Annotated in this window: 3 protein-coding genes; all 3 read left to right on the top strand. The window is 59.0% G+C overall.

Going from position 1 to position 2,694, the window contains the following annotated elements:
* Positions 1 to 434 precede the first annotated feature (434 nt).
* Positions 435 to 1,241, top strand: coding sequence for an ABC transporter substrate-binding protein (locus RH950_RS09030; protein WP_350055877.1), 807 nt, complete (start codon positions 435 to 437; stop codon positions 1,239 to 1,241).
* Positions 1,138 to 2,091 (top strand): ABC transporter substrate-binding protein, encoded by a 954-nt coding sequence (locus RH950_RS09025; protein ID WP_350055879.1) that lies wholly within the window; start codon positions 1,138 to 1,140, stop codon positions 2,089 to 2,091. The genes RH950_RS09030 and RH950_RS09025 overlap by 104 nt, the downstream gene beginning before the upstream one ends.
* A gap of 18 nt (positions 2,092 to 2,109) precedes the next feature.
* The coding region (locus tag RH950_RS09020; RefSeq protein WP_350055875.1) for an OsmC family protein at positions 2,110 to 2,694 on the top strand (585 nt) is incomplete at its 3' end.

Raw genomic sequence — 2,694 nt, 5'->3', positions numbered from 1 at the left:
GAAAGATCGACAGGATCAGCCGGGAGATCATCATCGAAGGACCGCTCGACGCGGCGCAGCGGCAAAAGCTCCGGGAGATTGCCGACAAGTGCCCGGTGCACCGGACCCTGCATTCGGAAATCTTGATCGAGACGGAGATGGCCGAGAGCGGGTGAGGATGGCTTGAGCAGAGGGGGCGGGGCGTGCCGCTTTGCAGGCGGCGGTCCGCATCTGAGGCGTGACCCCGGACTTGGAGCGTGGTCCAGGCGAGATGGGGACAATCCTAGCGTATTAAGGCGTGTGTCACCTTAATTCCAGCTTAATTCATTAAGGCGTGTGTCACCTTAATTCATGCCACCTTAATTCATAGAGTTGAGTTTGGGACCTGTCACCTTAGTTCACAGAGTTGAGTTTGGGACCGAACACCAACCAATAGCGTAACAGAGGGGTCAGGTATGAACCATAAACTCAAAGGACGCTCCGGTCGGCCTATGAACGCCATGTTCAGCAGTTGGGCGCGCGATACCAAGGCTGAAAAAATGGACCGGCGGGAATTTCTTGCCCTGGCAACGGCCTTTGGCGCAACGACCGCGACTGCATATGGAATGATCGGACTGGCGGCGCCGAATACTGTCAAAGCAGCCGGGAAAAAGGGCGGTACGCTCAAAGTTTCGATGAACGTGCGGCGTGTGGTGGACCCTCGGCTCTTCGACTGGGGAGAAATGAGCAATGTCGCCCGGCAGTTCTGCGAGAATCTGGTCTCATATTCTTCCTCTTATACATTTGAGCCCGCCTTGCTCGAAAGTTGGGAAGTCAATGACGACGCGACCGAGTACGTCCTGAATGTGCGAAGAGGCGTAACCTGGACCAACGGCGACGAGTTCACTGCCGATGATGTCGTCCACAATATCAAGCGCTGGTGCGACAAGGACGTCGAGGGGAACTCGATGGCCGGCCGCATGGCTACAGTGATCGACCCAAGCACGAATAAGGCGCTCGAAGGCGCTATCACGAAGGTCGACAGCCATACCGTGAAGCTTACCCTGCCGAAGCCGGATATCAGCATCATCCCCGGCATGTCGGACTACCCGTCGTTGATCGTTCACCGCGATTTCGACAAGAATGGTGCAGACCTCTCGAAGAATCCGGTTGGCACCGGTGCGTTTGAACTGGAAAGTCTCGAGGTCGGCGTTTCGGCCCGCGTGCGGCGTCGCACGAACGGCAAGTGGTGGGGGGGGAGAGGCCTATCTCGACGCCATTGAGTGGACCGACTACGGAACGGATCCGGCTGCCGAGGTTGCGGCCTACGAGGCTGGCGACGTTCATGTGAATTACCAAACGACAGCAGACTTCGTGGAGATCTTGGACAGTCTTGACCTGAAGAAATCCGAAGCGGTAACGGCGGCGACGATCGTTGCGCGCATGAATATCAGCAACAAGCCTTATGACGATGTGCGCGTGCGCCGAGCGATGCAGATGGCTGTCGACAATGCCGTTGTCCTGCAAATCGGTTACGGCGGTTCCGGCAGCATAGCCGAGAACCACCATGTTGGTCCGATGCACCCGGAGTATTTCAAGCTCCCGGCACTCAAACGTGACCCCGATGCCGCGAAGAAGCTGCTTGCCGAAGCCGGTCAATCCGACTTCGAACACGAGCTGATTTCGATCGATGACGATTGGCGCAAGAACACAACCGATGTCATCGGTGCTCAGATCCGTGATGCCGGCATCAAGATCAAACGGACGGTTATTCCCTCATCGTCGTTCTGGAATAACTGGACGAAATATCCGTTCTCAACCACGGACTGGAGCATGCGCCCGCTCGGCGTGCAGGTACTTGCGCTTGCCTATCGCTCCGGCGAGGCTTGGAACGAGGCTGGCTGGTCAGACGAGAGATTCGACCAAAAACTCGATGAGGCCCTGGCCATCGCAGATGCCGATAAACGGCGGGCCGTGATGGAGGATCTGGAGAAGATACTGCAAGACTCCGGCATTATCATCCAGCCGTATTGGCGGTCGCTTTATAAGCATATGGCCAAAGCTGTTCAGAACGATAGAATGCATCCGACCTTTGAAATGCACTTCAATGATGTCTGGTTGGACGAGAGCTAGCATTCAAGCCCCCTCGACATGACCGTGGGCATCGGCAATGCGAGCCGGATCTTCGCCGCCGCCAAACACCCGAAGAGCTTTGTCTCGCTGGACAAGGCGGACCATCTGCTCACCCGGCCGGCGGACGCGGCCTATGTCGCCTCGGTCATTGCCGCATGGGCGGGCCGCCTTGTTCCGGAAGAGGCGCCGCTGCAGCTCGCCGCGCGCGAGGGAGAGGTCGTGGTCGCGCATCTGGGCGAGGGCAAATTTCCGCAAGCCGTCCGCGCGGCGGGGCACAGGCTGCGGGCGGACGAGCCGAAAAGCGTCGGCGGCGACAATAGCGGCCCCGCGCCCTATGACTTCCTGCTGGCCGGCCTCGGCGCCTGCACCAACATGACCCTGTCGCTCTATGCCGAGCGCAAGGGCTGGCACATCGACCGCCTCGAGACCCGGCTGCGGCACGGCAAGGTTCATGCAGACGAATGTGCCGCCTGTGAGACGCAGGCCGGAAAGATCGACAGGATCAGCCGGGAGATCATCATCGAAGGACCGCTCGACGCGGCGCAGCGGCAAAAGCTCCGGGAGATTGCCGACAAGTGCCCGGTGCACCGGACCCTGCATTCG

The sequence above is a fragment of the Nisaea sp. genome, from assembly GCF_040217065.1.
GTDB lineage: Bacteria > Pseudomonadota > Alphaproteobacteria > Thalassobaculales > Thalassobaculaceae > Nisaea.
This window is presented reverse-complemented; position numbering and strand designations above follow the sequence as displayed.

What these genes read in the sequence shown, in the direction of transcription:
- RH950_RS09030 (WP_350055877.1), top strand. Translation starts at nt 435, where the DNA reads ATGAACCATAAACTCAAAGGACGCTCCGGTCGGCCTATGAACGCCATG.